General features: G+C 67.0%; 23 protein-coding genes. 16 read left to right on the top strand and 7 right to left on the bottom strand.

Annotation, left to right across the window (positions count from 1 at the left end; translation table 11 throughout):
- From ACFPAH_RS18305 to ACFPAH_RS18290, 4 genes are all read left to right on the top strand, one after another.
- Window positions 1-2,300: GH36-type glycosyl hydrolase domain-containing protein (locus ACFPAH_RS18305; RefSeq protein ID WP_379748163.1), on the top strand; the 2,300-nt coding region annotated here is incomplete at its 5' end.
- Window positions 2,297-3,166, top strand: a complete 870-nt coding sequence (locus tag ACFPAH_RS18300; RefSeq protein ID WP_379748161.1) for an outer envelope protein — start codon at window positions 2,297-2,299, stop codon at window positions 3,164-3,166. The genes ACFPAH_RS18305 and ACFPAH_RS18300, both read left to right, overlap by 4 nt.
- A 114-nt stretch (window positions 3,167-3,280) precedes the next feature.
- A complete protein-coding gene (locus ACFPAH_RS18295) occupies window positions 3,281-4,351 on the top strand; it encodes a sugar-transfer associated ATP-grasp domain-containing protein (RefSeq protein ID WP_379748159.1) in 1,071 nt (356 codons plus the stop codon).
- 112 nt (window positions 4,352-4,463) lie between these two features.
- Entirely contained in the window at window positions 4,464-6,104 is a 1,641-nt protein-coding gene (locus tag ACFPAH_RS18290; RefSeq protein WP_379748157.1) for a CehA/McbA family metallohydrolase, read from the top strand.
- 48 nt (window positions 6,105-6,152) lie between these two features.
- Here ACFPAH_RS18290 and bfr read toward each other — a convergent pair whose 3' ends face one another.
- Both bfr and ACFPAH_RS18280 read right to left on the bottom strand, forming a co-directional pair.
- Window positions 6,153-6,623, bottom strand: a complete 471-nt coding sequence (bfr, locus tag ACFPAH_RS18285; protein WP_379748155.1) for a bacterioferritin — start codon at window positions 6,621-6,623, stop codon at window positions 6,153-6,155.
- A 92-nt stretch (window positions 6,624-6,715) separates the two neighbouring features.
- Window positions 6,716-6,928 (bottom strand): (2Fe-2S)-binding protein, encoded by a 213-nt coding sequence (locus ACFPAH_RS18280; protein WP_379748153.1) that lies wholly within the window; start codon window positions 6,926-6,928, stop codon window positions 6,716-6,718.
- 189 nt (window positions 6,929-7,117) lie between these two features.
- Here ACFPAH_RS18280 and ACFPAH_RS18275 point away from each other — a divergent pair, with 189 nt between their 5' ends.
- The 5 genes from ACFPAH_RS18275 (at window position 7,118) to ACFPAH_RS18255 (ending at window position 10,772) form a co-directional block, all read left to right on the top strand.
- Window positions 7,118-7,375, top strand: a complete 258-nt coding sequence (locus ACFPAH_RS18275; protein WP_379748151.1) for a FeoA family protein — start codon at window positions 7,118-7,120, stop codon at window positions 7,373-7,375.
- 3 nt (window positions 7,376-7,378) lie between these two features.
- Entirely contained in the window at window positions 7,379-9,259 is a 1,881-nt protein-coding gene (gene feoB, locus ACFPAH_RS18270) for a ferrous iron transporter B (protein ID WP_379748149.1), read from the top strand.
- A gap of 2 nt (window positions 9,260-9,261) precedes the next feature.
- Window positions 9,262-9,531, top strand: a complete 270-nt coding sequence (locus tag ACFPAH_RS18265) for a DUF6587 family protein (protein WP_379748147.1) — start codon at window positions 9,262-9,264, stop codon at window positions 9,529-9,531.
- Window positions 9,532-9,611: 80 nt separating this feature from the next.
- Window positions 9,612-10,154 (top strand): REP-associated tyrosine transposase, encoded by a 543-nt coding sequence (locus ACFPAH_RS18260; RefSeq protein ID WP_379748145.1) that lies wholly within the window; start codon window positions 9,612-9,614, stop codon window positions 10,152-10,154.
- A 78-nt stretch (window positions 10,155-10,232) separates the two neighbouring features.
- Window positions 10,233-10,772 (top strand): REP-associated tyrosine transposase, encoded by a 540-nt coding sequence (locus tag ACFPAH_RS18255; RefSeq protein WP_379748143.1) that lies wholly within the window; start codon window positions 10,233-10,235, stop codon window positions 10,770-10,772.
- A gap of 46 nt (window positions 10,773-10,818) precedes the next feature.
- On the opposite strand, the gene ACFPAH_RS18250 is transcribed toward ACFPAH_RS18255, so the two are convergent.
- Window positions 10,819-11,637: a DUF72 domain-containing protein gene (locus tag ACFPAH_RS18250; protein ID WP_379748141.1), complete on the bottom strand. Its 819-nt coding sequence runs from the start codon at window positions 11,635-11,637 to the stop codon at window positions 10,819-10,821.
- Window positions 11,638-11,763: 126 nt separating this feature from the next.
- Between ACFPAH_RS18250 and ACFPAH_RS18245 the strand changes: the two genes are divergently transcribed.
- Genes ACFPAH_RS18245 through ACFPAH_RS18235 form a run of 3 tightly spaced genes read left to right on the top strand, consistent with a single transcriptional unit; the run spans window position 11,764 to window position 13,659 of the window.
- A complete protein-coding gene (locus ACFPAH_RS18245) occupies window positions 11,764-12,435 on the top strand; it encodes a glutathione S-transferase (protein WP_379748139.1) in 672 nt (223 codons plus the stop codon).
- A 6-nt stretch (window positions 12,436-12,441) separates the two neighbouring features.
- On the top strand, window positions 12,442-13,218 hold the full coding sequence (locus tag ACFPAH_RS18240; protein ID WP_379748137.1) for a 5'-3' exonuclease: 777 nt from the start codon (window positions 12,442-12,444) through the stop codon (window positions 13,216-13,218).
- 42 nt (window positions 13,219-13,260) lie between these two features.
- Window positions 13,261-13,659, top strand: a complete 399-nt coding sequence (locus ACFPAH_RS18235) for an ANTAR domain-containing response regulator (protein ID WP_379748135.1) — start codon at window positions 13,261-13,263, stop codon at window positions 13,657-13,659.
- On the opposite strand, the gene ACFPAH_RS18230 is transcribed toward ACFPAH_RS18235, so the two are convergent.
- On the bottom strand, window positions 13,646-14,362 hold the full coding sequence (locus tag ACFPAH_RS18230) for a GAF domain-containing protein (RefSeq protein ID WP_379748133.1): 717 nt from the start codon (window positions 14,360-14,362) through the stop codon (window positions 13,646-13,648). The two genes, ACFPAH_RS18235 and ACFPAH_RS18230, sit on opposite strands and share 14 nt — an antisense overlap.
- A gap of 234 nt (window positions 14,363-14,596) precedes the next feature.
- On the opposite strand from ACFPAH_RS18230, the gene ACFPAH_RS18225 reads away from it, so the two are divergent.
- A complete protein-coding gene (locus ACFPAH_RS18225) occupies window positions 14,597-16,408 on the top strand; it encodes a putative bifunctional diguanylate cyclase/phosphodiesterase (RefSeq protein ID WP_379748131.1) in 1,812 nt (603 codons plus the stop codon).
- A gap of 171 nt (window positions 16,409-16,579) precedes the next feature.
- Here the strand turns inward: ACFPAH_RS18225 and mnmA are convergent, their stop codons facing one another.
- Together mnmA and ACFPAH_RS18215 are read right to left on the bottom strand one after the other, a co-directional pair.
- Complete coding sequence (gene mnmA, locus ACFPAH_RS18220) at window positions 16,580-17,686, bottom strand: tRNA 2-thiouridine(34) synthase MnmA (RefSeq protein ID WP_379748129.1); 1,107 nt, start codon at window positions 17,684-17,686, stop codon at window positions 16,580-16,582.
- Between the two features lies 1 nt (window position 17,687).
- Window positions 17,688-18,185: an NUDIX hydrolase gene (locus ACFPAH_RS18215; RefSeq protein WP_379748127.1), complete on the bottom strand. Its 498-nt coding sequence runs from the start codon at window positions 18,183-18,185 to the stop codon at window positions 17,688-17,690.
- Between the two features lie 247 nt (window positions 18,186-18,432).
- Between ACFPAH_RS18215 and ACFPAH_RS18210 the strand changes: the two genes are divergently transcribed.
- Genes ACFPAH_RS18210 through ACFPAH_RS18200 form a run of 3 tightly spaced genes read left to right on the top strand, consistent with a single transcriptional unit; the run spans window position 18,433 to window position 21,387 of the window.
- Window positions 18,433-19,560: a Re/Si-specific NAD(P)(+) transhydrogenase subunit alpha gene (locus tag ACFPAH_RS18210; protein ID WP_379748125.1), complete on the top strand. Its 1,128-nt coding sequence runs from the start codon at window positions 18,433-18,435 to the stop codon at window positions 19,558-19,560.
- A 13-nt stretch (window positions 19,561-19,573) separates the two neighbouring features.
- Window positions 19,574-19,912: an NAD(P) transhydrogenase subunit alpha gene (locus ACFPAH_RS18205; RefSeq protein ID WP_379748123.1), complete on the top strand. Its 339-nt coding sequence runs from the start codon at window positions 19,574-19,576 to the stop codon at window positions 19,910-19,912.
- On the top strand, window positions 19,909-21,387 hold the full coding sequence (locus ACFPAH_RS18200) for an NAD(P)(+) transhydrogenase (Re/Si-specific) subunit beta (protein WP_379748121.1): 1,479 nt from the start codon (window positions 19,909-19,911) through the stop codon (window positions 21,385-21,387). Before ACFPAH_RS18205 ends, ACFPAH_RS18200 begins: the two co-directional genes overlap by 4 nt.
- Before the next feature lie 106 nt (window positions 21,388-21,493).
- Here the strand turns inward: ACFPAH_RS18200 and ACFPAH_RS18195 are convergent, their stop codons facing one another.
- The gene (locus tag ACFPAH_RS18195; RefSeq protein ID WP_379748119.1) at window positions 21,494-22,687 is read right to left on the bottom strand and encodes an FAD-dependent monooxygenase; all 1,194 of its coding nucleotides are present in this window, start codon (window positions 22,685-22,687) and stop codon (window positions 21,494-21,496) included.
- Window positions 22,688-22,690 lie beyond the last annotated feature (3 nt).

Below are 22,690 nucleotides of genomic sequence, written 5' to 3'. Positions count from 1 at the left end.
CATCCGCGCCACCCGCCGCGCCGCCGCTGCGCCCCACGCCGCCACCGAGCCCGCGGCCGCCGCAGGCGGCGCCACCCGCGCCGCTGCTCGACAACGGCATCGGCGGCTTCAGCGCCGACGGCAGCGAATACCTGGTCCGCACGGCGCCCGGCCGCGGCACGCCGCAAGCGTGGCCGAACCTGCTGGCCAACCCGGCCTTCGGCAGCTGCCTGTCCGAGAGCGGCGAGGCCGCCACCTGGGGCCCGGCAGGGCAGTGCTTGAGCGCGCCCGGCGGCGAAGCCTTCTACCTGCGCGACGAGGCCAGCGGCGCGGTATGGTCGCCGAGCGCGCTGCCGGCGCCGTCCGGCGGCGCCTACCTGACGCGCCACGGCTTCGGCTACAGCGTGTTCGAGCACAGCGCGCACGGCATCGGCTCGGAGATGACGAGTTTTGTCGCGCTGGCGGCGCCGCTGAAATACACGGTGCTCAAACTGCGCAACGACGGCAGCGCACCGCGTCGCCTGTCCGTCACCGGCTACGTCGAGTGGATGCTGGGCGCGCTGCCGGGCGAGGGGCGGGCGCAACTGGCGCCCCACATCGTCACCGAGCTTGACCCGGCCACCGGCGCCCTGTTGGCGCGCAGCGCCTGGCATGGCGATGCGGACCGCGCAGCCTTCTTCCACGTCGACGCCGAGGCCGCTTTCACCTGCGACCGCCAGGAGTTCATCGGCCGCAACGGCCAGCGCGGCCAGCCGCAGGCGCTGGGCGGCACGCCGCTCTCGGGCAGCATCGGCGCCGGCTTCGATCCCTGCGCGGCGCTGCAGGTGGCCTTGGTGCTCGCGCCGGGCGAAGAGAAACAGTATGTGTTCATGCTCGGCGCCGGCCGCGTTGATGGCATCGGCGGCATCGGCGAGCTCGTTCGCACCCACGCCGACGCCGCCGCGGCGCTCGCCCAGGTGCGCGCCTGGTGGCGCGAGACCCTCGGTGTGCTGCGCATCGAGACGCCCGACCCCGCGCTCGACCTGCTGGCCAACGGCTGGCTGGCCTACCAGGCAATTGCCGGCGGCATCTGGGCGCGCGGCGTGCGAGCCGGCTGGCGCTTCGGCGACTGCCTGCAGGAAGCGATGGCCCTGGCGCAGACGCGCCCGCAACTGCTGCGCGAGCAGGTGCTGCGCTGCGCTGCCCACCAGTTTCTCGAGGACGTGCCGGCGCGCATGGGTGACGGAGCGGTGCCGCGTGCGGTGCGCATGCGCGATGCCGCCGACCTGCTGTGGCTGCCGCTGGCGACCTGCCGCTACCTGGCCGCGACCGGCGACGCCAGCCTGCTCGACGAATCCATCCCCTGGCTCGAAGAGCGCGCGCTCGATGCCGGCGCGCACGCCCACGGCAAGCTCTACGAGCACTGCGTGCGCGCGATCCGTCACGCGCTGCGCGTCGGCAGGCACGGCCTGCCGCTGGCGGACGGCGAAAACGCCGGGGGCGCCGAAAGCGTGTGGCTGGGCTTGTTCATGACCGAGGTGTTGCGCCGCTTTGCCGAGGTGGCCGAACGGCGCGCCGATTACGGTTTCGCGACCACCTGCCGCGCCGGCGCGCTGGCGTTGGCCGCCCGCATCGCGCAGCACGCCTGGGACGGCGAGCGCTATCGCAGCAGGCTCGATGCGCAGGACAAGGACGCGCCGCTCGATGTGGCCGTGCAAGCCTGGGCCGTGCTGTCGGATGCGGCCAGTCCGGGACGCGCCGCCTGCGCCATGGCGGCCGCCGACGCCTGCCTGGTGCGCGACGGCGCCGCGCGCACGCTCGATGCGGTCTGGGCCGCGATGGCCTTTGCGCGCCTGGGCCAGGCCGAGCGCGCCTGGCAACTGCTCGACCAGCTCAACCCGGCACGCCCGGACGTCCACGCGGGCGGTGCCGACGCCGGCCAGGCCCCCTATCTGTTGCGCGCGGCGCTGCCGCCGGCGCCGCTGTTGGGGCCGGCCGGTGCGAACTGGTACACTGGCGCCGCCGGACCGCTGCTGCGCCTGGTCGTCGAATCGCTGCTCGGTGTCGAGCGTGTCGGCCAACAGTTGCTGCTGGCGCCACAGTTGCCGCAACACTGGCCGGGTTTCCGGTTACAGTACCGCTACCGCAGCAGCGTCTATGCGATCGAAGTCAGCGCCGCCGAGGCGGCACTGCTGCTGGTCGATGGGCAGCCGGTGGCCGGCAACGCGGTGCCGCTGGTCGACGATGGCGCCACGCACCGCGTCGAGCTGCATGTCGCGCGCCGGCAAGGGCCCGCCGTTTCGGCGGAACAAGAAGAAACCCAGTCAAAAACCATTCCATGACGAACAAGATCACGCTGGCGGCCTGCGCCACCCTCCTGCTCACCTGCGGCGCTGTACAAACAGCCCAGGCCGCCGACTGGAGCGATACCTCGATCAGCTGGCGCTACGGCACCCGTTTCGCCGAGCCCTTCAATCCCGAACACATCAAGAAGCACATCTTCGCGCTGACCCATGCCAGCGGCTACAAGTACGGCAGCAATTACTTCAACGTCGACCTGCTGCAGTCGGACAAGAGCGACCCGGCTTCGCTGACCCAGTCGGAAGGCGCGCAGGAAGCCTATGTCGTCTACCGCCACACGCTCGACATCGGCGCGCTGCGCGGCCAGGAGATCCGCTTCGGCGCAGTGAAGGGCGTGGGCGCGACCTTCGGCTTCGACTGGAACACGAAAAACGACGTCGGTTACAACTCGCGCAAGCGCATGCTGGTGGCCGGGCCGACCCTGATGTGGGACGTGCCGGCCGGCTTCCTTAATACCAGCCTGCTCCTGCTGCGCGAAAGCAACGCCCCGAGCGGTGCCTTCCCGCCGATCTCGAACGTCAACGGCCGCTACACCTACGACACCCACGCGATGCTGTCCGTCACCTGGGCGATTCCCGTGATGGAGCGCCTGTCCTTCGAGGGCTATGGCAACTACATCGGCGCCAAGGGCCGCGACGAAGTCGGCCAGGACACCGGTCCGGAAACGAACATCGACATGGCGCTGATGTACGACGCCGGTTTCCACTTCGGCCAGCCGAAGAACCGCTTCCGCGTCGGCCTCGAGTACCAGTTCTGGAACAACAAGTTCGGCAATACCCGCGCCACCACGGGCGGGCGCGGCCAGCGCGCCAGCACGCCGATGGTGCGCGCCGAGTACCACTTCTGACCGGCGCCTGATCCTGTCTACCGTGCCGGGCTATTGCGCCTAGGAATGGCATAATACTTCGATAATTTTTCGGGTAGTGCTGTCAGCAATGGCTGGGCCGGTGAGAGGATACAGATGCAAGTCGTAAAAGATATCAAGCGTGCCTGGGCGCACCTGCGCTCGGGGAAGGGCGGGCACGCCTACCTGCCGTTCTGGCGCCAGTCGCTGGAGATGGGCGCCCTGTTCCTGCTGCGCGGGATCGGCCCCGGCTATTACCTGCAGGCGCGCTGGTGGCGCCCCTCGGTGCCGTTTACGGACAAGTGGGAACACGTCAACAAGAAGGAATACAACGCCTTCATCGACCGCTGGAACCGTCCGGGCTACCAGAAGAGCTCGCAGCACAAGGTGATCGAGAAGGCGATCCTGCAACTGGTCGGCGTGCCCACGCCCGCATTCATCGGCTACCTGCACCCGCAGCGCGGCGCGCGTGCCGATGGCGTCGCCTTGCGCGACGCGCGCGACCTCGAACAATTGTGCCGCAGCCTGATGGGCAAACGGGTCTGTTTCAAACCCGTCGAGGGCTATGGCGGCGCCGGCTTCTCCGCCTTCGAGATCGGAGACAAGGGCGGCCAACCCGTGTTGCGCCACCCCTTGACCGGCGCCGAAACGACGATCGGCGACTGGTGGCAACTGGCGAGCCAGAACCGCGAGGGCTATATCGTCGAGCACTACCTGGTCCAGCACCCGGTGTTATCCGGCATTCACCCGAATTCGGTCAACACCCTGCGCATCTGGCTGTACCAGGCGCGCGGCGAATGCCGGATTGCCGGCGCTTTCTTGCGCGTGGGGCGCAAGGGCAGCATGGTCGACAACACCAGCCAGGGCGGCATCTTTTGCCCGGTCGAGCTGGAGACCGGCATCCTGACCCATGCGGCCAACGCCAAGAACCCGCTCGAGACCATGGACGCGCACCCGGACACGGGCGGCCAGATCAGCGGCGTGCAACTGCCGTACTGGAAAGAATGCCAGGAAGTGGCGAAGCAGGCCTTGCGCGCCTTCCCGCACGTCAACCTGGCCGGGGTCGATGTCGCCATTGCGACCGATGGGCCCCGCATGATCGAGCTCAACGTGCGTCCGGACCAGATCGGCTGCGCGCGCCTGAACCTGCCGTTGAAGCAGGTCGATCGCTGGATGCGGGCGGGATAAGAACCGCGTCAGTGCAGGCCGCTGTCCTTTTGTCAAAAAAAGTATAAGTATTAGCAACTTTCGCGGGCGCTAGCGCAAGTTGCCATCATGATGCAATTGCAACAATTGCATCATGAAAACCTCAATCCTGCCCCCATTCCGCCTCGCTCTTCTTCTTCTGTGCTGCGCCCCGGGCGCGTTTGCCGGCATCGACGAACACCGCGAATTCGAAGCCACCCTGCACGCGCCCTACCGCGCCGCCAGCCCCGGCATGTCCGAGGCGCGCACGTTCACGCTGGCGTTCGACTTCCCGAACGCGCAGGCGCCCCAGGTCGTCGACTGGCAGCTCGAGATCATCCACCCGCACGGGCGCGTGGTGCGGCGCTGGCAGGGCAGCACGCCCATGCCGCAGGGGCCGGTGTCGGTGGCGGTGCCCTGGTCCGGGCTCGACGCCGGCAAGCTGAGCCCCGGGAGCTACGCCGTGCGCCTGCGCGCCGCCAGCCGCGACGCGGGCGCGGACACACCCTCTACCGACCTGCACGAGCAGTCCTGGCAAATCGAAATCGGCCCGCCGCGGTCGCCGCGCCTGCCGCGCTTCGCGCCGCTCCCGGTCAACCGCGCGCCGCGTGCCGCCGCGCCGGCAACCGGTTCCCTGCCCTACACCGTCTACTTCGGCAACCTGCACAGCCAGACCAACCACAGCGACGGCGGGGCCGAACTGTCCGACTGCAAGGGCGCCAAGGAACCCCTGAGCGCGAAATATGGCCCGGACGATGCGTTTGCCTATGCGCGCCGGCACGGTCTCGACATCCTCGTTGCCTCCGAGCACAACCACATGTTCGACGGTTCGGACGGCACGCAAGTGGAAGCCGATCCGGCCACGGCCAAGGCCCTGTACCGCAAGGGGCTCGCCAGCGCGGCCGGGTTCAATGCCGCCCATCCGGATTTCCTCGCCGTCTACGGGATGGAGTGGGGCGTCATCAACAAGGGCGGCCACATCAACATTTTCAATAGCGACCAGCTGCTCGGCTGGGAAAAGAACGCGAAGGGAGAATTGCTGGCCGACCTGAACACGCCGCGCAGCGACTATGCGGCGCTGTATACCCTGATGCGCGAGCGCGGCTGGGTCGGCCAGTTCAACCATCCCTCGCTGAGCGGCCAGTTCGACATTGGCGGCAAGGCGCTCGGCTATACGCCCGACGGCGACGAGGCGATGGCGCTGTGCGAGGTCGTCAACAGCACCGCGTTTTCCAGCAACGACAAGGAGGGCGAAACCCGGCGCAGCAATTTCGAGATGGCCTGCAACAAGGCGCTCGAGGCGGGTTTCCACGTGGCCTTCAGCACCAACCAGGACAACCACTGCGCGAACTGGGGCACGGCCTACACCAACCGCACCGGCGTGCTGATCCCCAACGGCCTGCCCTTGAGCCAGGCCAGCTTCATCGACGCATTGAAGGCGCGGCGCGTGTTCGCGACGATGGACAAGGGTTCGCAGCTGGTGCTGACCGCCAACGGGCGGATGATGGGGGAGCGGTTTACCAATCGCGGACCGCTGACGCTGGTGGCGAATTTTGCCAGCAGCAGCGGCAAGCAGGTCGCGTCGGTCGCGATCATGGAAGGGGTGCCGGGGCGGGGCGGGAACGTGACGCAGATGTCGAGCGAGGCGACGCTGACTTTCACCCCATCGATCGGGGCGCATTTTTATTATGCGAAGGTGACGCAGGCGGACGGCAACGTACTGTGGTCGGCGCCGGTGTGGGTGACACAGGAGTGAGGCCGCATCGTATGGCGGGCGCAACCGGCCCGCCATACGGCAGGGTGTTTATTCCACCATCTGGCTCTGCAGGTAATTCTGGATGCCGACCTTGGTGATCAGGTCGAGCTGGGTTTCGAGCCACTCGATGTGCTCTTCGGTGTCTTCCAGGATTTCGAGCAGCAGGTCGCGCGAGACGTAGTCGGCGGCCACTTCGCAGGCGGCGATGCCTTCCTTGACGGTCAGCTGGGCGGCGCGCTCGAGCTTCAGGTCGGCGGCCAGCATTTCCTCGGTGTTCTCGCCGATCAGGAGCTTATGCAGGGCTTGCAGGTTCGGCAGGCCGTCGAGCATCAGGATGCGGTCGATCAGGCGGTCGGCATGCTTCATTTCGCCGATCGATTCGTCGTATTCCTTCTTGCCGAGCTTGAAGAAGCCCCAGTGGCGGTACATCCGCGCATGCAGGAAGTACTGGTTGACGGCGGTGAGTTCGTTGGTCAGCTGCGCGTTGAGCAGCCGGATGACGTTGGGATCGCCCTTCATGATATGCCTTGTTGTGGTTGTTCGTTACCCACCATCATAGCAAAGGGCGACAGGGTGCGCGGCGCGAACGCCGGCACGCCGGGAAAATCGGATCAGGCCAGTTGCGAGGCGCGGAAGCTCAGTTCGGTGACAACGGTCTTGCTGTCGAGCGCCTCGTGCAGCACTTCGCGGGCGTAGCTGACGCACTTGCCGCAGTCGGTGCCCAGGCCGAGCTCCGCGCGCAGTGCGGCGATCGAGGTAATGCCGAGGTCGACCGCCTGGCGGATTTCACGGTCGGAAATGTTGTTGCAAACACAGACGATCATCGAAGTAGTTCCCTGGCATTGTCAGTAGAATAATGAGAATCGTTCTCATTCGTGTTCTATTCTGCTGAATCTTTTGGAGGAACGCAAGCAGTTTTGTCGTGTGATCGATTCTGCAAATAGAAATAATTCGCATTTAGGTTTATGATGTTCGTATCTGTCTCATCAGCGCTACATCACCGGACCGCCGCCATGACCCTAGCCCCAACTTTGACGACACTCGATACCCTGAAGGCCGGGCAGAGTGCCACCGTGATCCACCTCGCGCCGACCGCCCAGGGCGGCGCGGACGTGCCGCGCCGGCTGATGGAGCTCGGCTTCGTGCCGGGCGAGCGCATCCGCATGCTCAAGCGCGGCCTGCCCGGCGGCCCGGTTGCCGTCAAGGTCGGCGAATCGACCTTCGCGCTGCGCAAGTTCGAAGCTGCGCTCGTCTCAATCCAGCCGGAATAATCGATGGGTGTCATGGAACAACAGGTGGCGGCGAAGTCGCCCCTGATCGCATTGCTGGGTAATCCGAACTGCGGCAAGACCGCGCTGTTCAACCGCCTGACCGGCGCGCGCCAGAAGGTCGCGAACTACGCCGGCGTCACCATCGAACGCAAGGAAGGCAGTTTTGTTTCGCCGGCCGGCCGCCCGCTGCGCGTGCTCGACCTGCCGGGCGCCTACAGCCTGTCGGCCCAGACCCCGGACGAAGCGATCACGCGCGACGTGATCGCCGGCCTGCGCGCCGGCGAAAAGGCGCCGGACGCCGTCATCTGCGTCGTCAACGCGACCAACCTGCGCCTGAACCTGCGCCTGGTGCTGGAAGTCCAGCGCCTCGGGCTGCCGATGGTGCTGGCCCTGAACATGGTCGACGTCGCCAAAAAACGCGGCATCGAGATCGACACCGCGAAGCTGGCGCAGGAACTGGGCATGCCGGTCGTCGAAACGGTCGCGATCCAGGCCGGCGGCGAAGCGCCGCTGCTCGCCGCCCTCGACCGCATGCCGCTCGACAGCCCGGTCGCGCCGCAGCCGCTGGCCGCGATCGACGCGGTGCCGGTCGAACAGACCCAGCGCGAAGTGCGCCGCATCCTGGAAGCCTGCACCAGCTACGCCCACGACAAGGGCAACCTGTCCGAAAAAATCGACAACGTGGTGCTGCACCCGGTCATCGGGCCGATCCTGCTGGCCGTGATGATGTTCGTGATCTTCCAGGCCGTGTTCAGCTGGGCCGAGGCGCCGATGGACCTGATCACCTCGACGGTGGAAGGGATCGGCAGCCGGATCGGCGACCTCATGTCGGAGGGACCGCTGCGCAGCCTGCTCGTGGACGGCATCATCGCCGGCGTCGGCGGCGTGCTGGTATTCCTGCCGCAGATCCTGATCCTGTTCTTCTTCATCCTGATCCTCGAGGACATCGGCTACCTGCCGCGCGCGGCCTTCCTGCTCGATCGCATGATGGGCGGCGTCGGCCTGTCCGGCCGCGCCTTCATTCCACTGCTGTCCTCGTTTGCCTGCGCGATCCCCGGCGTGATGGCCGCGCGCACCATCCAGAATCCGCGCGACCGCCTGGTGACGATCATGATCGCGCCCCTGATGACCTGCTCGGCGCGCCTGCCGGTGTACGCCCTGATCATTGCCGCCTTCATTCCCAATCGCGACGTCGGCATCTTCAACCTGCAGGGCCTGGTCCTGTTCGTGCTGTACGCAATGGGCATCGTCAGCGCCATGGGCGTGGCCTGGTTCATGAAGCGCCGCAGCCGCAGCGGCCAGCACCCCCTCATGATGGAACTGCCCGCTTACCACTGGCCGCACCTGCAGACGCTGGCGATCGGCCTGTGGGAACGCGCGATGATCTTCCTGCGCCGCGTCGGCACCCTGATCCTGACCCTGATGGTGCTGGTCTGGTTCCTGTCGAGCTTCCCGGGCGCCCCGGAAGGCGCGACGCAACCGCCGATCTACTACAGCATCGCGGGCATGCTGGGCCGCGCGCTGGCCGTGATCTTCGAGCCGATCGGCTTCGGCTGGCAGATCTGCATCGCGCTGGTGCCGGGCATGGCCGCGCGCGAAGTGGCGGTCGGCGCGCTGGGCACCGTGTACGCGCTGGCCGGTTCCGGCGACGACGTCGCCAACACCCTGGGCCCGCTGATCGCCGGCTCCTGGTCGATCGCCACCGCGCTGTCGCTGCTGGCCTGGTACGTGTACGCGCCGCAGTGCCTGTCGACGCTGTCGGTGGTGCGCCGCGAAACCGGCAGCGCCAAATATGCGTGGATGATGGCGGGCTACATGTTCGCGCTGGCCTACCTGGCGTCCTTCATCACCTACCGCGTCGCGCTGGCGCTGGGCGGAGGCTGAGCATGTGGCAGGAACTCGTCGTCGCGCTGGTCGTGCTGGTGGCGGCCGTGTATATCGGCGCGAAATACCTGCCGGCCGCCTGGCGCCTGCGCATCGTCAACCGCTTGTCGAGCGGCGGCACCGATTCGAAACTGGTGCGCTGGCTCGACACGGGCGGCAGCTGCGGCAGCGGCTGCAACACCTGCAACACCTGCAGTACCGACGAGCCCGCCGCGCCGACCCCGCCTGCCGGCAGCAAGCACCGCGTGATCAAGCTGCACGAGAAGCGCTGAACCCGGTCCGGCCGGGCGAAATCGCGTCCGGATTGACCTGACACATCCGCTGGCGCGCGCCGCCGCACTACGATGCGACCATGACGTCGCGCTCCCGCTCCCCGCTCGCCGGTTCCACCTATTTCTTCACGATCGTCGCCCACCAGCGGCGGCCGATCTTCTGCAACCCCATCATCCGCACCAGCCTGGCCAAGGCGGTGCAACTGGTATGCGCCAGCCGGCCCTTCATCGTCGACGCCTGGGTGCTGCTGCCCGATCACATGCACTGCATGTGGACGCTGCCGGAAGGCGACCTCGATTACGCCGCGCGCTGGCTGGCGATCAAGCGCTATGTCGCGAGCGACGTCGGACGGCGCCTGCAGGAAGCCGCCTTTGCCGACCCGTCTCCCCATCACCGGCGCGAAGTGACCCTCTGGCAGCGCCAGTTCTGGGAACACCCGATCCACGACGACCACGATTTCGAACGGCACATGGATTACATCCATTTCGATCCGGTCAAGCACGGGCAGGCCGAGCGGGTCCGGGACTGGCCGCATTCGACGTTTCACCGCCACGTGCGCGAGGGCAGCTATCCGCCAGATTGGCATGGCTCCGAGGACATCGCCAAGATGCTGCTCGGGTAAACGCTGCACACCGCCTGCCGCCGCCCGATTGAGCTAACGCATCCACCCCCGCGCGCGCCGGCTTTACGATGCCGCACCATGCCACGCTACCGCCGCCAATTCACGGGCTCGACCTACTTTTTCACGGCCGTTTCCTACCGCCGGCGCCCCATCTTTTGCCTCCCGATCTTGCGCGCGGCCCTGCACCAGGCCGTTCACAGCGTGCGCCTGACCCGGCCCTTCGTCGTCGATGCCTGGGTGCTGCTGCCCGACCATATGCACTGCATCTGGACGCTGCCGGCCGGCGACCAGGATTACCCGACGCGCTGGAGCGAGATCAAGCGCGACGTCGCGAGTGCCTGCCGAAGCACCCTGCATGACCCGGCGCTCCTGACCAACGTGGGCAGGCACCGGAAGGAGTCGACGATCTGGCAGCGGCGCTTATTGGAGCACCGGATCCGCGATGAGCGCGATATGGAGCGGTATGTCGATTACATCCACTTCAATCCGCTCAAGCACGGGCTCGTGCGCAGGGTGGGGGACTGGCCGTTTTCGACGTTTCACCGGTATGTGCGCGATGGGGTGTGTCCGGGTGATTGGGCGGGAGCGCCGGAGATTGCGGAGTTGGAGTGGGAGTAGGAGCTGCTGGTACGCGGGCTTTACGCGTGGAGTCGGGGACGCCACCCTACGGCAGGCCGAGGGCCGCGATCAGGCGCAGGGCGTCGTAGGGGGCGTGCACCTTGATGTCGTTGTCGAAGTAGCAGTACACGTCGCGCCCGCCGCTGTGCCAGGCGCGGATGCGTGCGGCCCACAGCGCGATGGCCTCGTCGTCGTAGCCGCTCGCATACAGCTCCTTGTCGCCGTGCAGGCGGATGTAGGTAAAATCGGCCGTGACCTCGTCGATGTAGGGCCAGCGGCCGGCCGTGTCGGCGGCGACCAGGGCGATGTTGTACTCGCGCAGCAGGTCGATGAAACGCGGGTCCCGAAAGCTGTCGTGGCGGATTTCGACCGCATGGCGCATCGGGCGTTTGGCATCCAGCGCCAGCGAGATTTTTCCTTCCATGCGCGGCTCGTAGCGCGAGGCGAGCGCCAGCGCCGCCTCTGTGTCCTGGGGCAGCAGGCGGAAGAAGCGCTCGAAGCGTTCGGGGTCGAAGCGCACCATCGGCGGGAACTGCCACAGGAAGGGGCCGAGCTTGTCGCGCAATTCGAACACGCCCGAGGCCAGCACATTCGCCAGCGGTCCCTCGACCTCGTTCAGCTTGAGCATGTGGGTAATGTAACGGTTGCCCTTGACCGCGAACAGGAAGCCGGGCGGGGTGGCGCGGTACCACGCGGCATAGCTTTCGGGACGCTGCAGCGAATAGAAGGAGCCGTTGATCTCGATGGTCGGCAGCTGGCGAGACGCGTAGTCGAGCTCGCGCGCCTGCGCCAGCCCGTCCGGATAGAACACGCCGCGCCAGGGCGCGTAGCGCCAGCCGGAGATGCCGATGTGGATCTTGCCCATGAACGCATCATAGAAGGGGCTGCCAGGCAGCTCGGTGCGCTGCCGTACCGTGCCGGCGCGCCCCTGCCTTTTTGGAATGCCGTAACAGTGCTAAGCTAGCGTTCTACACCTCCAGTCCAGCCTTTCATGATCACCGTCCATCACCTGAACAATTCGCGCTCGCAGCGCATCCTCTGGCTGCTCGAGGAGCTGGGCGTGGAATACGAGATCAGGAAATACCAGCGCGACCCGAAGACGATGCTGGCGCCGCCCGAGCTGAAGGCCGTGCACCCGCTCGGCAAATCGCCGGTGATCAGCGACGGCGACGTGGTCGTCGCCGAGTCCGGCGCGATCGTCGAATACCTGGTCGAGCGCTATGGCCAGGGGCGCCTGGTGCCGCCTGCCGGCAGCCCGGACAAGCTGAAATACAGCTTCTTCCTGCACTTCGCCGAAGGCTCGGCGATGCCGCCGCTGCTGATGAAGCTGGTCTTCGACCGCATCGAGAACGGCCCCATGCCTTTCTTTGCGAAACCGATCGCCCGCGCCATCGCGCGCAAGGTGAAGGACAGTTTCGTGAACCCGAACATCAAAAGCCAGCTCGACTACCTCGAGTCCGAACTGGCCACGCGCGACTGGTTCGCCGGCAGCGACTTGAGCGCCGCCGACATCCAGATGAGCTTTCCGCTGGAGGCGGCCGCCTCGCGCGGCGGGCTCGATGCGCAGTACCCACGCCTGTCGAACTTCCTGCAGCGCATCCACGCGCGCCCGGCCTATGTGCGCGCCCTCGAACGCGGCGGCGAGTACGCCTACGCCAGGTAAGCCGCCATGCCGAAGCTGCTCGCGATCGACGGCCTGAACATCGTGCGCCGGGTCTATGAGGCCAGCCCGGAGCCCGACTCGGATTTAAAAGCCGGGATCGCCCTGCGCCACGCGTTCTCGTCCTTCCGCAACCTGCTCGAGGCGCACGCGCCGACCCACGTGCTGGCCGCCTTCGACCATGGCGGCGAGACCTGGCGCCACGCCCTGTACCCGCGCTACCGCGAGCACCGCGACGCGATGCCGTCCGAGCTGCGCGCGGCGCTGCCGGAATTCCAGGCGCGCCTGCAGGGCGCCGGCGTGCCGGTGGTGGTGGTGCCCGAGGTCGAGGCGGACGACGTGCTCGCCACCTGCGTGATGCGCTGGCTGCAGGAAAACCGCGGAGAAGCGATCGTCGCCACCACCGACAAGGACCTGCACGGGCTGATCGCGCACGGCGCCCTGGTGTGGGACCATTTCAAGGGCGAGTGGCACGACGACGCCTGGGTCCGCAACAAGTTCGGCGTCGCGCCCGAGCAGCTGCACGACCTGCTGGCGCTGATGGGCGACGCCACCGACGGCGTGCCGGGCGTCTCCAAGATCGGCATGAAGACGGCCGCGCGTCTGCTCGGCGCCTACGGCAGCCTGGACGCCGTCATGGCCGGCGCCGGCATCCTGAAAACCCCGCTGGGCGAGCGCCTGCGCGCCGAGCGCGACATCCTGTATCTGTCGCGCCGGCTCGTCGAGCTGAAAACCGACGTGCGCCTGGGCGTGACGTGGAAGATGCTGGCCTACGAATCCCCATGAATGCACCATGAAACTGACGATGACACCGGGACGGACAAGGCCATGCTCAAGGCAGTAATAGTCGATTCGAGCGCGGTCTCGCGCGGCCTGTTGAACACGGTGCTGCAGGACGGCGGTTACGAGGTCGTCGGCCAGGCCCATACCGCGCACGGCGCGCTGCTGCTGGCCCATAAATTCCGCCCGCAGATCGTGTGCATCGCGCGCGAGCAGGTCGAGGACGGCAGCAATGTCGTCGAGCAGCTGCGAGAAACGCTGCCGAAGACGCTCGTCTTCATGGTCTCCGCCACCTTCGACGCGGCGACCATCGAAGCGGCCATGGCGCGCGGCGTGCACGGCTTCATCGTCAAGCCGTTCAAGGCCGACACGGTACTCAAGACCATCCGCAACACGGTGCTGGCCCTGGTGCGGCGCCAGCAAGCCGGAAGCTCTAGCGGCGCCTGATTTCCTCGGCCGCGATCGCCGCCAGTTCGCCGAGCGCGCGCAGTTCCCGCTCGCGCAGGCGGCGCGGTTCGAGGTCCATCACGCACAGCGCGCCGATGCGCTGGCCGCTGCGGGTGGCCAGCGGAAAACCGGCGTAGAAGCGCACGTGGGGCGCGCCGACGACCAGCGCGCTGTGCTGGAAACGCCGGTCGAGCCGGGCGTCGGGCACCATCAGCGCCCCGTCCTGGGCGATCGTGGCACTGCAAAACGCGTCCTGGCGCGGCGACTCGGCCAGCGCGATGCCGACCCGCGACTTGAACCACTGGCGCTGCGCCGTCACCAGCGTGAGCAGGGCGATCGGGCAGCCGGTGACCTCGGCGGCGAGCCAGGTAAGGCGGTCGAAGACGGCTTCCGCCGGGCTGTCGAGCAGCCCGGTGGCCTGCAGCGCGGCCAGGCGCGCGCGTTCGTGGCGCGGCAGGCTGCCGCCGGACTGCGGCGCAAAGTCGTCCGGCCCGGCCGCCGGCGCGAGGCCGCCCCGTGCCGCCAGCAGCCGGTTGACCTCGCTCAGGCGCACCCGGCGATGGCCGCCCGGCGTCTTCCACGCGGCCAGCGCGCCGTTTTCGATCCACAGCTGGGCCGTGCTCACCGCAATCCCCAGCAGCCTGGCCGCCTCGCGCGTCGTCAGGACAGGATCGCTCGCCTCGTCGGGGTAGGGCGCATGCATGATATTTTTTCACCGAATCAGTAAGTGCCCGCATTCTACTGGAGGAATCAATTAAATGCCGGATTTGATGATGCAGTGTGGGTAAATTTGTCAGGCTGTTCAGAAATCGCCACAATGCGGCGGAAAATACCGAGAAATTAGTTGACTTAAGGAAATTTGACGAACAGAATGTGCGTTATTCGTCATTTTCATCAGTTGATAATCGGCTCGCTGCCGGCAGTTACAAGGACACCCATGAGTCACCAACCGCCGGTGCGGCCGGAAGCGGCCCGCCTCGATGCACTGCACAAGCTCGACCTGCTCGATACGCCGCCGAACGAGGCGTTCGACCGCATCACGCGCATGGCGGCCCAGCTGTTCGGGCTGCCGATCGCGGCGGTGTCGCTGACCGATAGCGACCGCCAGTGGTTCAAGTCGCGCGTCGGGGTCGCGCACTGTGCGATTCCGCGCGAGCGCGCCCCCTGTGCCCAGGTGGCCGGTTCCGCCCGCACGCTGGTGATCCCCGACCTGCAGGACGACCCGTTCTACCGCGCCAGCCACCTGGGCGCGGGCGGCGTGCGCTTCTACGCCGGCGCGCCCCTGATGACGCGCGACGGTTACTGCCTGGGCGCGATGTGCGTGCTCGGCCTCGAGCCGCGCAGCTTCAGCGACGCCGAGCGGGCGGCACTGGCCGACCTGGCCGCGATGGTGATGGACCAGGTCGAACTGCGGCACGCGCTGGGCAGGGTCGATCCGGTCAGCGGCATCCCGAACCGCATCCAGTTCGTGGACGACCTGGCCGACCTGGCGATCGACCGCCCCGCGGGCGAAACGCGCCTGGCCGCGCTGGTCAACCTGGCCACCATCGAGCAGTTGAGCAATGCCGTGCGCGCGATGGGCGTCGGCTACCTCGACGAGATCGCCTGCGAGGCGGCGCGCATGCTGCGCGCTGTGCTGGGCCCCGGGCGCCGCCTGTACCACGTGGGCGTGACCCAGTTCGCCTTCCTGGCCGAGCCGGGCACCGACATCGAGCGCCTGTGCCGCTGGCTGGGCACCTGGCTCGACCGGCGTGCGGCCGACACCACGTCCCGTTTCGTCACCACCAGTACCTTCGGCGTGGTGCCGTTCGAGGTCGGCAGCGTGCGCCCGCCCGAGCTGCTGCGCGACCTGTACGGCGCGGCGCTCGACGCGATCGACGGTCCCGAGCGCGTGCGCGTCTTTTCGGCAGAGCAGAACCTTGCCGCGATGCGGCGTTTTCGCATGGTCAACGAGTTCGGCGGCGCGCTCGAGGACGATACCCAGCTGCGCCTCGTGTACCAGCCGAAGGTCGAGCTGGCGACCGGGCGCTGCGTCGGCGCCGAAGCGCTGCTGCGCTGGCGCCATCCGGACCTGGGCGAGGTGTCGCCCGGCGAATTCTTCCCGGTCATCGAGCAGACCCTGCTGGCGCGCGCGACGACGCGCTGGGTGATCGAGCGCGCGCTGCGCCAGCTGGCGCGCTGGCACCGCGCCGGGCTGGCCCAGCAGGTGGCGGTGAACGTGTCGGCGGTGAACCTGCTCGAGCCCGATTTCTGCGCCTGGGTGCTGGGGCGGCTGGGCGAGCACGGCTTGCCCGCCACGGCGCTGGCCATCGAAATCACCGAGAGCGCCCTGATGAGCAAGCGCCAGCAGGCCGCCGCCACCCTCGACGGCCTCGCGCGCGCGGGCGTGCAGCTGGCGATCGACGATTTCGGCAGCGGTTACAGCAGCCTGGCCTACCTGCAGAGCGTGCCGGCGAACGTGGTCAAGATCGACCAGGGTTTCATTCGCGGGCTCGACCAGGACGCGCACAAACGCGCGCTGGTGGCCACGATGATCAAGCTCTCGCACGAGCTGGGCCACCTGGTGGTGGCGGAAGGAGTGGAAACGGCGGAGGAGGCCGGGTTCCTGCGCGGCGCCGGCTGCGACCAGGTGCAGGGCTACCTGTACGGGCGCCCGATGGCGCCCGAGGACTTCGAGCGCTGGATCTGCGCGAAATGGACGCTGCCGCGCCCGCGCGCCGCGCGCCAGCTGGAAGCAGCCTGCGCTTGATCCGTAGGGTGGACGGCTTTGCCGTCCACGCGTTCAACAAACGGGTGCGCCGCCGCGACAAGACAAGCGTCCTGGTTCCGGGTCTTCGGCGATCAAAAAAGAGGGAGAAAAGTTCAGGCGCTGGCTGAACGCGTGGACGGCCGAGCCGTCCACCCTACGGCTGCATGCGCTTCAGATCCCGCGGGCGCCGTCGATGATGCCGCCGCCCAGGCAGATATCGCCGTCGTACAGCACGGCCGACTGGCCCGGCGTGACCGCCCATTGCGGGTCGGTAAAATCGAGCGCGAAGCGTTCCAGCCCGCTTGCTGCCACCGTGCAGGCGACATCGGCCTGGCGGTAGCGCGTCTTGGCCGACAGCAGGCCCGGTGCCGGCGCCTCGCCCGCGACCCAGCTGGCCTGGCCGGCCTCGAGGCGGCTCGAGAGCAGCCACGGGTGGTCATGGCCCTGCACGATGTACAAGGTGTTGTTGGCGATGTCTTTTCGCGCCACGAACCACGGCTCGCTGGTGCCGTCGGCGTTCTTGTGCGACTTCAGGCCGCCGATGCCGATGCCCTTCCTTTGCCCCAGCGTGTAGAACGACAGGCCGATGTGCTCGCCGACCGTCTGGCCGTTGTCGAGCTTGATCGGGCCGGGCTGGTGCGACAGGTAGCGGTTCAGGAAATCGCGGAACGGGCGCTCGCCGATAAAACAGATGCCGGTCGAATCCTTCTTTGCCGCGTTCGGCAATTTGAGCTTTTCCGCGATCTGGCGCACCTCGGTCTTCGGGATCTCGCCGAGCGGGAACAGCGATTTCGACAACTGCGCCTGGTTCAGGCGGTGCAGGAAATAGCTCTGGTCCTTGGTATGGTCGAAGGCTTTCAGCAGCTCGAATTTACCCGCTGGGTTTTCCCGCACGCGCGCGTAGTGGCCGGTCGCGATCAAATCGGCGCCGAGCTTCATCGCATGGTCGAGGAAGGCCTTGAACTTGATTTCGGCATTGCACAGCACGTCCGGGTTCGGCGTGCGGCCGGCCTGGTATTCGCGCAGGAATTCCGCGAACACGCGGTCCTTGTATTCGGCGGCGAAGTTGACCGCTTCGATGTCGACCCCGACCACGTCGGCCACGCTGGCCGCGTCGATCCAGTCCTGGCGCGACGAGCAGTATTCGGAATCGTCGTCGTCTTCCCAGTTCTTCATGAACAGGCCGACCACGTCGTAGCCCTGTTCCTTCAGCATCCAGGCCGCGACCGAGGAGTCGACTCCGCCCGACATCCCGATCACGACTTTTTTCTTGCTCATGTTACGTCCGGTTGGTTTCAAGCCCGTCTTCGAATACCGACGGGTGGGTGTACAGCAGATCGAGTTCGGTGCGCTTGCCGGCCAGGTAGTCGTCCACGCACTGCAGCACGATCGGGCTGCGGTGGCGATCCGCGCTGGCGGCGATTTCCTCGCGCGTCATCCACAGTGTACGCAGGATGCCGTCGTCGAGCGGCTGGTCGTACTCCCGGCCGGCCGTGCCGCAGAAGGTGAAGCGCAGGTAGGTGATGTCGGCCTTGCGCGACTTCGAGTAATAGCGCGACATGTACATCCCGACCAGTCCGGTGGGGATGAATTCATGGGCCGTTTCTTCCATCGCTTCGCGCACGACGGCCTGCTCGAGCGACTCGTTTTCGTCGAGGTGCCCGGCCGGCTGGTTCAGCTTGATGCCTTCGCTCGTCTCTTCCTCGATCAACAGGAAACGGCCATCGCGTTCGATGACTGCGGCAACGGTGACTGACGGTCTGAAGGTATGGGTCATGCGCGTCCTCGACAAATGAGCCGGTATTTTACAGCGGCGCGCAAAGGGTTGCTCGCAGGTACGTGTGCAATGCAGCAAAAAAGCAGCACTTGTCCTGATTTGATACAAAAAAACGACCCATCTTGCCTCTTCCGTATCGTATCGGCATTAAAAGCCACGGAAGAGCTCACCTGGTATTTTTAGGTAGCTAAAGGAGCATGTTTACGTGTTAGATTGTAAACACAACATAAAAAGCAAGGAGAAAGGCATGAGAATTGGCATTCCGGCCGAAACACGGCCGGGCGAAACCCGCGTAGCGGCAACGCCGGAGACGGTAAAGAAACTGGCAGGCAAGCACCAGGTCGTGGTCCAGACCGGCGCCGGCCTGCATGCCGCGGTGACGGACGAGGCCTACGCGGCCGCCGGCGCCACGGTCGGCAGCGCCGACGACGCGCTTGGCTGCGACATGGTCCTGAAAGTACGCGCCCCGAACGAATCCGAACGGGGACGCATGCGCCCCGGCACGGTCGTGGTGGGCATGCTCAATCCTTTCGACAGCGACAACATTGCCGCCATGGCGGCCAGCAGGCTGACCGCCTTTGCGCTGGAAGCGGCGCCGCGCATCACGCGCGCCCAGTCGATGGACGTGCTGTCTAGTCAAGCCAACATCGCCGGCTACAAGGCCGTGATGCTGGCGGCGAACACGTATCAACGCTTCATGCCGATGCTGATGACCGCCGCCGGCACCGTCAAGGCCGCGCGCGTCTTGATCATGGGCGTCGGCGTGGCCGGCTTGCAGGCGATCGCCACCGCCAAGCGGCTCGGCGCCGTGATCGAGGCTTCCGACGTGCGCCCGCCCGTCAAGGAGCAAGTCGAGTCGCTCGGCGCCAAGTTCATCGACGTGCCTTTCCTCACCGACGAGGAGCGCGAGATCGCGCAAGGCGTCGGCGGCTACGCGCGCCAGATGCCGGCCGACTGGATGCGGCGCCAGGCCGAACTGGTGCACGAACGCGCGAAACTGGCCGATATCATCATCACCACCGCGCTGATTCCCGGCCGCGCGGCGCCGACCCTGATCCATGAGGAAACCGTGCGCGCCATGAAGCCCGGCTCGGTGATCGTCGACATGGCGATCGAGCAGGGCGGCAACTGCCCGCTGACCGAACTGGGCAAGACCGTCGTCAAGCACGGCGTCTACCTCATCGGCGAGCCGAACCTGGCGGCGCTGGTGGCGGCCGACGCCTCGGCCCTGTACGCGCGCAACGTGCTCGACTTCCTGAAACTTGTCTTCGACAAGGAAGACAAATTCTTCATCGATCGCGAGGACGAGATCGTGCGGGCCACGCTGCTCTGCCACGAGGGCGAGGCGTTGCGCGGCGACGCTGCGCGCACATAACAAGGACACCGTCATGGAAATCAGTCATACCATCATCAACCTGATCATCTTCGTGCTGGCGATCTACGTCGGCTACCACGTCGTCTGGACCGTCACGCCGGCGCTGCACACGCCGCTGATGGCGGTCACCAACGCGATCTCCGCCATCATCATCGTCGGCGCCATGCTGGCCGCCGGCCTGACCGAAGGGGCGCTCGGACAGTTCATGGGCACATTCGCCGTGGCGCTGGCCGCCGTCAACGTGTTCGGTGGCTTCCTGGTCACCCAGCGCATGCTCGAGATGTTCAAGAAGAAAGAGCCAAAGTCCGGCGCCAAGACGGCGCCGGTGACGGCCAGCAAGGAGGGGGCATGAACTACATCAGTATGAATATGGTCACGCTGCTGTATCTCGTGGCCTCGGTCTGCTTCATCCAGGCCCTGAAGGGGCTGTCGTCGCCCTCGTCTGCACGCATGGGCAATACCTTCGGCATGGCCGGCATGGCGATTGCCGTGGCGACCACCATCGCCCTGATCTTCAAGATGCAGGCCGAGTTCGCCGCATCGAGCGATGCCGCAAGCGGCGGCGGCGGCCTCGGCTTCCCGCTGGTGCTGCTGGGGGTGGTCGTGGGCGGGGCGATCGGCGCCTATGCCGCCAAGAAGGTCGAGATGACCAAGATGCCGGAACTGGTCGCGGCGATGCACTCGCTGATCGGCCTGGCGGCGGTCTGCATCGCCGTGGCGGCCGTCTCCGAACCCTGGGCTTTCAATATTGCCGAGCGCGGCGGCGCGCTGCCTTTCGGTAACCGCCTGGAACTCTTCATCGGCACCTTTGTCGGCGCGGTGACCTTCTCCGGTTCGGTGATCGCCTTCGGCAAGCTGTCGGGCAAGTACAAGTTCCGCCTGTTCCAGGGCGCGCCGGTGCGTTTCGGCGGCCAGCACATCCTGAACCTGGTGATCGCCATCGCCATCATCGGGCTCGGCCTGGTGTTCTGCTTCTCCGATGCAGTGGAGCCGGCCTGGACGCCGTTCGTCATCATGGCGGTGCTCTCGTTCATCCTGGGCGTGTTGATCATCATCCCGATCGGCGGCGCCGACATGCCGGTGGTGGTGTCGATGCTCAACTCCTATTCCGGCTGGGCCGCGGCCGGCATCGGTTTTTCGCTGAACAACTCGATGCTGATCATCGCCGGCTCGCTGGTCGGTTCGAGCGGCGCGATCCTCTCGTACATCATGTGCAAGGCGATGAACCGCTCCTTCTTCAACGTGATCCTGGGCGGCTTCGGCGGCGAAGCGACGGCCGCCAGCGGTGGCACCCAGGAGCAGCGCCCGGTCAAATCCGGCTCGGCCGAAGACGCCGCGTTCATCTTGCAGAATGCCGAGTCGGTCATCATCGTGCCGGGCTACGGCCTGGCCGTCGCCCGCGCCCAGCACTCGGTGAAAGAGCTGGTCGATAAGCTGACGGAACACGGCGTCAACGTGCGCTACGCGATCCACCCGGTGGCGGGACGCATGCCGGGCCACATGAACGTGCTGCTGGCCGAGGCCGAGGTGCCCTACGACCAGGTGGCCGAGATGGAAGACATCAACGGCGAATTCGGCCAGACCGATGTCGTGCTGGTGCTGGGCGCGAACGACGTCGTCAACCCGGCCGCGAAAGATCCGAAGTCGGCGATCGCCGGCATGCCGATCCTCGAGGCCTACCGGGCGAAGAGCATCATCGTCAACAAGCGTTCGATGGCCTCCGGCTATGCGGGCCTGGACAACGAGCTGTTCTACCAGCCGAACACGATGATGGTGTTCGGCGACGCGAAGAAGGTGATCGAGTCGATGGTGAAAGCGGTGGAGTAAGCCGGTCGTAGGGTGGGCTGCGTCATTGAGGCCACTGGCCTCAATGACCCCACGCGTTACGTATGCATTCCCGCAACGCGTGGACTCGGGAGTCCACCCTACGAACCTAAGCCTGCCGATGCGGCAGCAAGGCCGAGCCGCCCCGTCTGCCGTACATCATGAGTTCGGCCAGCAGGGTGCGCGCCGGTTTCACGGCGTCGAGGGTCGCCAGGCCGAGTCCGAGCACCGATTGCAGCGGCCCGCTGCCGACAAAGGCGCGCGCCATCGCATCGGTCAGCGCGATCGTTGCCTGGCGGTCCCGGGCGCGTTCCTCGATGAAGCGGCCGATCGCTTCCGGTCCGGCGCAGCGCGCCAGCAGGCGGGCCAGCACGGCCGCGTCGCGCAGGCCCAGGTTCAGGCCCTGGCCGGCGACCGGATGCAGGGTCTGCGCCGCGTTGCCGATGGCGACGGTGCGGGTGGTGGCGCGCGGCTCGGCGTTCAGGCCGAGCGGGTAGGCGAAGCGCGCCGACACCCTGGTGAAGCGCCCGAGGCGGGCGCCGAAAGCCTCGTCCAGTTCAGCCAGGAAGCGCTCGTCCTCCATCGCCTGCAGCCGCTCGGCGCGCTCGGGACGCACGCACCAGACCAGCGCATACGCGTGGCCGTCGGGCCCGTCCTGGGGCAGCAGCGCCAGCGGGCCCTCGTCCGTAAAACGTTCGAAGGCGCGGTGCGGAATCGGGCTGCTGGCGCTCACCCGCGCGATCACGGCGCTCTGGCCGTAGTCGCGCGTCTGCGCCTTGTCTTCCTGCGCACCGAACACGCCGCCCTCGGCGCCGACGACGACCTGCGCCGTCAGCGCGCGGCCGTCGTCGAGCGCCAGCGTGACCTGCTCCGCCGTTTCGTCGAGCGCGGTCACGCGCGCCGGCCGGATCACCTGGACGCCCGCGCGCTCCACGGCGCGCGACAGGGCGTCGACCACCTCGCCGTAGCGCGTCACGTAGCCGAGCGCATCGAGCCCGTGTTCGTCGCGGTCCATCAGGCTGCGCCCGAACTGGCCGCGGCGCGAGACGTGGATCGTGTGGATCGGCGTGGCCGAGCCGGCGTCGGGCAAGGGCCAGGCGCCGATTTCCTCGAGCAGCATGCGGCTGCCCCAGGCCAGCGCGATCGAGCGCGGGTCGGAGATGGCCTGGCCGAGCGCGCGCGCGTCGATCAGCGCGATGCGCCGGCCGTCGACGCCGCGCCGCGCCAGCAGCGCCGCCAGCGCCAGGCCGACCGGTCCGGCGCCGCAGATCGCGACGTCGAGATTGTCCTTGTGCTGTTCCATGTT

Source organism: Massilia sp. GCM10023247 (assembly GCF_042653325.1).
GTDB lineage: Bacteria > Pseudomonadota > Gammaproteobacteria > Burkholderiales > Burkholderiaceae_D > Telluria.
Note: the sequence above shows the minus strand (reverse complement) of the source record. Positions and strands in the feature narration are given on the sequence as shown.

Coding starts and splice junctions, on each gene's coding strand:
- ACFPAH_RS18300 (WP_379748161.1), top strand. CDS start 2,297: ATGACGAACAAGATCACGCTGGCGGCCTGCGCCACCCTCCTGCTCACC.
- ACFPAH_RS18295 (WP_379748159.1), top strand. CDS start 3,281: ATGCAAGTCGTAAAAGATATCAAGCGTGCCTGGGCGCACCTGCGCTCG.
- ACFPAH_RS18290 (WP_379748157.1), top strand. CDS start 4,464: ATGAAAACCTCAATCCTGCCCCCATTCCGCCTCGCTCTTCTTCTTCTG.
- bfr (WP_379748155.1), bottom strand. CDS start 6,623: ATGAAGGGCGATCCCAACGTCATCCGGCTGCTCAACGCGCAGCTGACC.
- ACFPAH_RS18280 (WP_379748153.1), bottom strand. CDS start 6,928: ATGATCGTCTGTGTTTGCAACAACATTTCCGACCGTGAAATCCGCCAG.
- ACFPAH_RS18275 (WP_379748151.1), top strand. CDS start 7,118: ATGACCCTAGCCCCAACTTTGACGACACTCGATACCCTGAAGGCCGGG.
- feoB (WP_379748149.1), top strand. CDS start 7,379: ATGGGTGTCATGGAACAACAGGTGGCGGCGAAGTCGCCCCTGATCGCA.
- ACFPAH_RS18265 (WP_379748147.1), top strand. CDS start 9,262: ATGTGGCAGGAACTCGTCGTCGCGCTGGTCGTGCTGGTGGCGGCCGTG.
- ACFPAH_RS18260 (WP_379748145.1), top strand. CDS start 9,612: ATGACGTCGCGCTCCCGCTCCCCGCTCGCCGGTTCCACCTATTTCTTC.
- ACFPAH_RS18255 (WP_379748143.1), top strand. CDS start 10,233: ATGCCACGCTACCGCCGCCAATTCACGGGCTCGACCTACTTTTTCACG.
- ACFPAH_RS18250 (WP_379748141.1), bottom strand. CDS start 11,637: ATGGGCAAGATCCACATCGGCATCTCCGGCTGGCGCTACGCGCCCTGG.
- ACFPAH_RS18245 (WP_379748139.1), top strand. CDS start 11,764: ATGATCACCGTCCATCACCTGAACAATTCGCGCTCGCAGCGCATCCTC.
- ACFPAH_RS18240 (WP_379748137.1), top strand. CDS start 12,442: ATGCCGAAGCTGCTCGCGATCGACGGCCTGAACATCGTGCGCCGGGTC.
- ACFPAH_RS18235 (WP_379748135.1), top strand. CDS start 13,261: ATGCTCAAGGCAGTAATAGTCGATTCGAGCGCGGTCTCGCGCGGCCTG.
- ACFPAH_RS18230 (WP_379748133.1), bottom strand. CDS start 14,362: ATGCATGCGCCCTACCCCGACGAGGCGAGCGATCCTGTCCTGACGACG.
- ACFPAH_RS18225 (WP_379748131.1), top strand. CDS start 14,597: ATGAGTCACCAACCGCCGGTGCGGCCGGAAGCGGCCCGCCTCGATGCA.
- mnmA (WP_379748129.1), bottom strand. CDS start 17,686: ATGAGCAAGAAAAAAGTCGTGATCGGGATGTCGGGCGGAGTCGACTCC.
- ACFPAH_RS18215 (WP_379748127.1), bottom strand. CDS start 18,185: ATGACCCATACCTTCAGACCGTCAGTCACCGTTGCCGCAGTCATCGAA.
- ACFPAH_RS18210 (WP_379748125.1), top strand. CDS start 18,433: ATGAGAATTGGCATTCCGGCCGAAACACGGCCGGGCGAAACCCGCGTA.
- ACFPAH_RS18205 (WP_379748123.1), top strand. CDS start 19,574: ATGGAAATCAGTCATACCATCATCAACCTGATCATCTTCGTGCTGGCG.
- ACFPAH_RS18200 (WP_379748121.1), top strand. CDS start 19,909: ATGAACTACATCAGTATGAATATGGTCACGCTGCTGTATCTCGTGGCC.
- ACFPAH_RS18195 (WP_379748119.1), bottom strand. CDS start 22,687: ATGGAACAGCACAAGGACAATCTCGACGTCGCGATCTGCGGCGCCGGA.